The sequence below is a fragment of the Tepidimonas sp. genome (genome assembly GCF_029335975.1).
Taxonomy (GTDB): Bacteria; Pseudomonadota; Gammaproteobacteria; order Burkholderiales; family Burkholderiaceae_C; genus Tepidimonas.
The window spans coordinates 1-7,459 of sequence record NZ_JARJMT020000076.1 but is presented as its reverse complement, the minus strand read 5'-3'; the positions used below and the strand labels follow the sequence as shown (position 1 = coordinate 7,459).

Genomic DNA, 7,459 nt, shown 5'->3' with positions numbered 1-7,459 from the left:
CCCCAGGGGGTGGTCATCAGTCACGATGACAATGACCATGCGGGTGGCCTGTCTACGCTGGCCCAGGCCTTCCCAGCTGCCAGCTGGTGGGCTTCATTCGACCCCGGGGCTCGACACGCAGGTCCAGTACAGACATGCGCCGCAGGCGTGTCGGGGGAGTGGGATGGCGTGTCCTTCCAATTCCTCCATCCGCCAACGCCTGACTGGGCACCGCCGCGGCAGGGGGGCGACCACGCCCGCTCGTGTGGTCTGCTAGTCGGAAGGGGCCGGGCCTCCGCTTTGCTGACGGGGGATATTCGATCTGAAGAGGAGGCCGTGCTGCTGGATGCCTATCCCACATTAAAAGTGGGGTTGCTGGTGGCGGCGCACCACGGGAGTCAGACATCCACCAGTGAACGGTGGTTGAAGGCGGTCAAGCCCGAGTGGGTGGCGATACAGGCAGGATGGCGCAACCGCTATGGTCACCCGCATGCCGCCGTGGTGCGACGATTGGACGCCGAGAATTTGAGATGGGTCAACACGGCAACCTGCGGCGCGATCGCTTGGTCCAGTGCGCAGCCCTCGCAAGTGATCTGCGAACGGGAAAAAAATCGCCGCTACTGGCGCGCAAATGACGCCGACGGCCGTGGTAACTCGCGGGAAAATGCTGGGGGTAACGATTCTAGGGAGAAGGGAGATCTGGCGATGATCGATTAGCCTGGATTGGCTTCGTCATCCACGTAGATTCCCAGTCGCGACTGCTTGGCGTGGTGTTTGGCCATTGCTGCCGCGTTGGCAACTTGCTCGGCATGTGCGAATTTTTTGGGTTGCACGCGCACCGCACCGATGCTCACGGTTGTCATGGGATGAAAACGCATGATCCCATGACGATCCTCCGCGTATATTCCACCAGCCTTTCTGGCATTCTCGTCGAACAACTCTTGCGCCAGCGTGTTGAATTTTTCCACTGCATTCGTCACTCGCTCATGCCAGTCTTCGCTTTGCATCAATAATACGAAGTCATCGCCGCCCACGTGACCGATGAAGTCTTTGCGCGGGTCGCATGCTTCGCTGAGGCAGCGTGCCTGCAAACGGATCATTTCGTCGCCGCGCCAATAGCCATAATGGTCGTTGAAGGCTTTGAAGTTGTTCAGGTCTGCGTAGCATGCCGTAAAGGGTTCTCTATTTTCTAGCAAGCGCTCCATGTGCAGAGTCAACGGCACGTTGCCAGGTAAAAAAGTCAACGGGTTGGCGTGACGGGCCGCCTCGATACGCGCCTCGGTCACGCGCCGGACGAGTTGCTCGCCAGTTCCCAGTCCGATATAACGTCCGCCTTCAGTGATGATGAAACCCTCCCGCAAATAGCGCTGATCCGCAGAAACCAGCACCGAGGTGAGCTGTTCGATCGGGGTGTTGGCATCCACAATCAGCGGGGAGGTATTGGCGTGGCGTATGCAGGGGCGTTTGCCGTACAGTTCGCGAAAATAGGGCTGCTGAATGGCCAGCTCTTCCATGGTGTGTCGAGCCAGCAGGCCGAGAGGTTTGCCTTCCTCGAGCAGGGCAACCGCATGCAAATCCGGGTGTTTGGCAAAGAAATCCAGGGCCTGTTTGTGATTGGCGGTCGAAGGCAAGGCTTCGGCAATCGTCATCAACGACCGGGCGGTCAGGCCACGGTTGATCACGGGACGATCTTCGGGTAGCACAGCCAATTGACGGCTCTGCAATACATCCATGGCCGCTTGGGGTATCTCTGTCGCCGGCTGCAAATCGGGGCGACCCAAGAAATAGCCTTGAACCAGCGGGATGTTCAGGTCGCGCAAAGCCATCAGTTCGTCGGCTTCTTCTACACCCTCCGCGATCAATCGCGATCCGAAGGTTTCAGCCAACTGCTGGAGGGCGCGCAAGGTTTTTATTTTATGTCCTTCTCGGTGGATGTGGTGAATAAAGTATTTGTCGATTTTGATGTACTCTGGCCTCAGTTCCGACCAAAGGCGCAAGCTCGAGCGTCCATCGCCAAAGTCATCCAGCGCCAATGCCCCGCCACGTCCACGCCAAAAAGTCAGGGCTTCCTGCGCGGCTGAAACATCATGCACATGTTCATGCTCAGTCAGTTCGATGACGACGCCACTCCAGTCTAAATTCAAGGCGGTATCGACATGATTGGCCATGAGAGATAAAACACGCACGAAAGCCGCTGCGCTGAGATTGACGAACAATTGGCCAGGGCCGGGCACTTCGCGCCGGCGGACCAGCGCGGCCATCATGCATGCCTGTTCGAGTTCCAGAACGCTGCCCTCGCGGCGGGCAGCCGCGAACAGGGTGTCGGGTGTACGCCAGGTGCATTCGGCAGGAGTGCGCACCAGGGCTTCATGCCCGATGATTCGGCATGCGGCCATATCGACGATAGGCTGCAGGTGCATGCGCAGCGAATCGGTTTGCAGCAGGCCCCGCACGCTATGGGGATCTGGGGAAGCAGATGCGGATGGTAGCGGCAAGATGAACATATTCACTGCGTTCATGATCAATCGCTCCACAATCGGTTAACGTTATCTTCGGTCTATGACGCTGCTATGACGTATTGCTTGCTGTTGCGGTCTGCCTGATCCGCCTATCGGGTATGACGAAACGATAGCTCTTGTGGGCGACGTAGGTGTCCCCTGCACCGCCTGTGCCCGCTGGCTGCCTGTACGGCGGGCACGCGCATCAGCCAGGCGTTTTTGTCGCCGGTGGCGGCCTGACTCTTCTGGCGGCCGGGTCGTCGTCCGTCATCCGGCAAGGCCGCAGCCGCACTGCGGCTGCGTCGGAGGCGCTGGCACCAGATGGGACAGGGGTGGCCCATTCGCGCAGCACCCGGCACTGGCCGTCCAGGCACAGCGTGTAGTCGGCCGTGTAGGCCGAATGCATCAGCCGCAGGGCGGGCAGGGCGACGGGGGGCGGCGACCATTCATAGCCGCCATCGCGCCAGACGGCGTCCGGCGCCGGCTCCATCCCCGCGCCCGATCCCCGCACCCGGGCCCACAGCGGGCACAGGGCACCGTCCCGCGCGGGAGGGCAGCGCTGCCCGGTGTCGGTGGGGGCGAGCAGGGCATAGGACTCCTCCCAGCGCACGTGCTCGATGGAATGCGTCCACGCCAGCGTCATGGTGCGCCCGACTAGCACGACTTCGGCGCGCAGCGGCGGGCCCTCGTCCGTCGGTGGCAGGTCCGCCGCCGAAGCCGCCCACAGCAGGCACAGTGCCCAGGTCTGGGGCCCGGCCATGGTCCCTCAACCCGCTCGCACGGGCGGGCGGCGGCGCCGGTGCAGGCCGTGCCACAGCAGCAGCGCCACGGCACCCGCCAGACCGGCTTCGTCCGTGGCCGGCAGCGCCATCACCAGCAGACTGGCGGCGGCGATGGCCCAGACCCGCTCCCACCACGCCATCGGGCCCCACAGAAAACCGATTGCCCCTGCGCCCCACAGGCCGATGGCCACCAGCGCCTTGAACACCACCCACGTCACGGCCAGCCAAGTGGGGTCGCCCTGTAGCATCAGCGCCGGGCTGTACACCGCCATATACGGAACCACGAACCCAGCGACGGCGACCTGCACGGCATTGAGGCTGATCTTCAAACCTGATTCCCGGGCAATTGGGGCTGCGGCAAATGCGGCGAGTGCGACCGGGGGTGTCAGATCGGCCATGATGCCAAAATAAAAGACGAACATGTGCGACACGATCAGCGGCACGCCCAGCTCCAGCAGCACCGGCGCCGCCAACGAGCTGGTGATGATGTAGTTGGGGATCGTGGGGACGCCCATGCCCAGCACTATGCAGGTCAGCATGGTCAAAAACAGGGCCAGCAGCAGGTTATCCCGGCCTATCGCGATGACGTGCCCGCCGATTTCGGCCGCCACGCCGGTCAGATTGATGACGCCGATGATGATTCCCACCAGCGCACAGGCCGACGCCACCGGCAGCGCATGGAGCGCGCCATCCACCAGCGCTTGCAGCGCCGTCCAGCGGGCGTCCGCGCCGACGCGCAGCACATAGGTCAGCCCCACGAGCGCTGCCGTCACCACGAAAAAGGTCCCCGCCCCAAATCGGAAGAACCCGCTACACGCCAGCGCCAGCAGCACCCAGAACAGCACCCGCAGCGGCAGCCCGCGCACGCCCTGCATCACTGCAGCCCCAAAAATCAATACCACTGTCAGGGCCAGCCCCACGGTTCCAGAGAACATCGGCGTGTAGCCGGAGAACAGCAGCACGACCAGACTGGCCAGCGGCAGCAGCAGGTACCAGCGCTCGCTTACCGCAGCCCACGGGTCGGGACACTGCTCCCGGGGCAGGCCCATCAGGCCCTTGCGCCCGGCCTCCAGATGCACCATCCAGAACGCCGTCACGAAGTACAGGATCGCCGGGATCAGCGCCGCCTTGACGATGGCCAGATACGGCACGTTGATCGTCTCAGCCATGATGAAGGCCACCGCCCCCATCACCGGCGGCATGATCTGTCCGCCCATGCTGGAGGTGGCCTCGACGCCACCGGCAAACGCCGGGCTGTAGCCAAAGCGCTTCATCAGCGGGATGGTGAATTGTCCCGTCGTCACCACGTTGGCGACCCCGGAGCCGTTGATCGTGCCCATCAGGCCCGACGAGATCACCGCCACCTTGGCCGGCCCGCCGCGCGAGTGGCCCACTGTCCCCATGGCGAAGTCGGTGAACAGCCGCACCATGCCGGCCTGCTCCAAAAATGCGCCGAACAGGATGAACAGAAAGATGTACGTCGACGACACATAGGTTGGCGTGCCGTAGATCCCCTCGGTGCCAAAACCGAGCGTGGCGATGAGGATCTCCCAGTCGTAGCCGCGATGAGCCAGCGTGCCGGGCAGGTGTTGCCCGAACGCACCGTAGGCCAGAAAGACCGCGCAGATGATGGGCAGGCCCCAGCCCATGACACGCCGGGTCGCCTCGAAGACCAGGGCGATGGCGACGATGCCAATCCACCAGTCCCAGTCCGCCAGTTCGCCGGCGCGCTGGGTGAGGTCGGCCTCGAACACCCATTGGTAGAGTCCCGTGCCCAGGCCGGCGAGGCCCAGCCCCCAGCCCAGGACCCGTCCAGCCCGACCGACCCAGCCCGGGTGTTGTCGGTACGGTGGATATAGCAGGAACACCAGCCACAACACGAAGCCGACGTGCATGGCGCGGATGACCTGGCTGGACAAGGAATGGAAGGCCGCCATCCAGAGCTGGAAAGCGGCGAAAGCGAGGGCCACCCAAAAAATCGGGCCGCGCAGGACGGCCCGATGAGAAGGCGTGCCCGCCGTCAGGGTGTCCGTGGCGGCGCTCATGCAGCGATCACTTCAGCAGACCGACCTCGCGGTAGTAGCGTTCGGCGCCTGGATGCAGCGGCACGGGCATACCCTTGAGTGCGTTCTCGCGCTTGATGGCGCGCGCGGCGCTGTGGGCGGCGTGCAGGGTGTCCAGGTTGTCATACATGGCCTTGGTCATGCGGTAGACCGTTTCCTCGGGTACGCCGGCATGCGTCACCAGGAAGTTGGGGATGGCGGCGGTGGGTACGTCCTCGGTCTGGCCGTTGTAGGTGTTGGCCGGGATCGTGGAGGGCTGGTAGGCCGGGTCACCCACCTTGGCCACCACGTCGTGCGGAATGGGCACGACCGCGATGCGCACGGCGGTGGCCAGGTCGCGGATGGAGGCCACCCCCAGGCCGGCCGATTGCAGGGTGGCATCGAGTTGGCGGTTCTTGATCAGCTCGACCGATTCGCCAAATGGCAGGTATTCGACCTTGGCCAGATCGCTGTAGCTCATGCCGGCGGCCTTGAGGATGGCGCGGGCGTTGAGCTCGGTGCCGGAGCGGGCAGCTCCGACAGAGACCCGCTTGCCCTTCAGATCGGCCAGGGTGCGGATGCCCGAGTCGGCACTGGCCACGATCTGGATGTAGTTGTTGTACAGGGCCGAAATGCCACGCAGCTTGTCGAGCTTTTGCTTGAAGCCGGCTTCCTCGCTGCCCTTCCAGGCGTCGGACAGCGCATCGGCCAGTGTGAAGGCGACTTCGCCGCGCCCCGATTGCAGTAGATTGAGATTTTCGGCCGAGGCGCGCGTGACCTGGGCCGTGCTGCGGGCGTTGGGGATCTCCTTGGCGTAGATCTGCGACAGCGCCACACCGACAGGGTAATAAACGCCGCTTTGTCCCCCCGTCAGAACGTTGACGAACTGCGTGGACTGGGCGGCGGCGGTGCCGGCGACCAAGGCCGCACCGATGCCCAGGGCGGCGGCGAGTTGGCGGATCATGCGCATGGGGTCTCCTCTGCTTACGGTCATCAAATTTGTTTGATGATGGTAGCGCTCGAAGGCCCGCGCGCCCGTCAGGGGAAACCCCGGGAGCCGTGCGGGCAAGACCCTTGCGCGTCACACTCTGGCGTGTCAGCGCATCTGCCCCGCGCGCTCGACGGCCAGGCCCAGATCCAGCACCGCCATCGCGTAATAGCTGCTTTGGTTGTAGCGGGTGAGAGCGAAGAAATTTTCGGTGCCCAGCACATAGGTGGGCGGCGCACCGCCGTGGGTCGGATCGCCATTTTGCAGCTCTACCAGAGCCAGCAGGCCCGGATGGCCTTCCGCTTCGGGGGCCGGTTGGGCGCCGAGGGCGCGGACCTCCTCCAGCGTGAAAGTGGGCCGGATGTCCGGCGCCAGCAAAGCCGTCAACGCCTCGCCGGGGGGCGGCGGGATCACGCCGTAGCGCGCGGGCAGATCACGCTGCCAGCCGTGCGCCCGCAGAAACTGGGCGACCGAACCGATGGCATCGGCCACACTCGCGGTCAGGTCGATGCGGCCGTCGCCGTCGAAATCCACGGCATGGGCCAGCCAACTGCTGGGCATGAACTGCGGCAGGCCCAGCGCCCCGGCATAACTGCTGCGCCAGGCGGTGGGCGCTGTGCCAGACAGCCGCGCCAGCCGCAAAAAAGCGCGCAGCTCCGCTTGAAAGTACGCCTGCCGGGCGGCGGCGCGCGGGTGTTGGGCGGGGAAGTCCAGCGCCAGCGTGGTCAGCACATCCAGCGTGCGGTGGCGACCCAGGTGTTGGCCGTAGAGGGTTTCCACCCCGATGATGCCAACGATCAGCCATGCTGGCACGCCGTATTCGGCCTGCGCGCGCGCCAGCGCGGCGTGGTGCGCATCCCAAAAGCGAACGCCCGCTGCGATGCGCCGCGGCTCGACGAACCGGGCGCGGTAGGCCGCCCAATCCTTGAATGCCGCGGGTGGGGGCGGCAGCACCTGCTGCGCGGCGCGCGCGTCGTGCCGCGCCTGGGCGATCCAGCGGCGCGCCCAGCCGTCGTCCCACGCCTCGGCGGCGTCGATGGCGTCGGCCAGGGCGCGGGCGTCCGCGCGCTCGGCATACGAGGCTGCTGCCACGCGCTGCACGGGCTCCGCTTTGCCGCGCGCCCAAGCGGGTGCCAGAGGCAGGCTCAGCAAAGCGCCCAAAGCCAGCAC

6 protein-coding genes are annotated in these 7,459 nt (G+C 64.8%); 1 reads left to right on the top strand and 5 read right to left on the bottom strand.

Annotation, left to right across the window (positions count from 1 at the left end; all coding sequences use genetic code 11):
* The first annotated feature begins 9 nt into the window (after positions 1-9).
* Complete coding sequence (locus P3W97_RS04235) at positions 10-696, top strand: MBL fold metallo-hydrolase (RefSeq protein ID WP_300844089.1); 687 nt, start codon at positions 10-12, stop codon at positions 694-696.
* On the opposite strand, the gene P3W97_RS04230 is transcribed toward P3W97_RS04235, so the two are convergent.
* From P3W97_RS04230 to P3W97_RS04210, 5 genes are all read right to left on the bottom strand, one after another.
* Positions 693-2,498: a phosphodiesterase gene (locus tag P3W97_RS04230; protein ID WP_300844087.1), complete on the bottom strand. Its 1,806-nt coding sequence runs from the start codon at positions 2,496-2,498 to the stop codon at positions 693-695. The two genes, P3W97_RS04235 and P3W97_RS04230, sit on opposite strands and share 4 nt — an antisense overlap.
* A gap of 184 nt (positions 2,499-2,682) precedes the next feature.
* Positions 2,683-3,237: a DUF1850 domain-containing protein gene (locus P3W97_RS04225; RefSeq protein ID WP_300844085.1), complete on the bottom strand. Its 555-nt coding sequence runs from the start codon at positions 3,235-3,237 to the stop codon at positions 2,683-2,685.
* 6 nt (positions 3,238-3,243) lie between these two features.
* Entirely contained in the window at positions 3,244-5,304 is a 2,061-nt protein-coding gene (locus P3W97_RS04220) for a TRAP transporter permease (RefSeq protein ID WP_300844083.1), read from the bottom strand.
* 7 nt (positions 5,305-5,311) lie between these two features.
* Positions 5,312-6,271, bottom strand: a complete 960-nt coding sequence (locus tag P3W97_RS04215) for a TAXI family TRAP transporter solute-binding subunit (RefSeq protein WP_300844080.1) — start codon at positions 6,269-6,271, stop codon at positions 5,312-5,314.
* Between the two features lie 126 nt (positions 6,272-6,397).
* Positions 6,398-7,459 (bottom strand): lytic transglycosylase domain-containing protein, encoded by a 1,062-nt coding sequence (locus tag P3W97_RS04210; RefSeq protein WP_300844077.1) that lies wholly within the window; start codon positions 7,457-7,459, stop codon positions 6,398-6,400.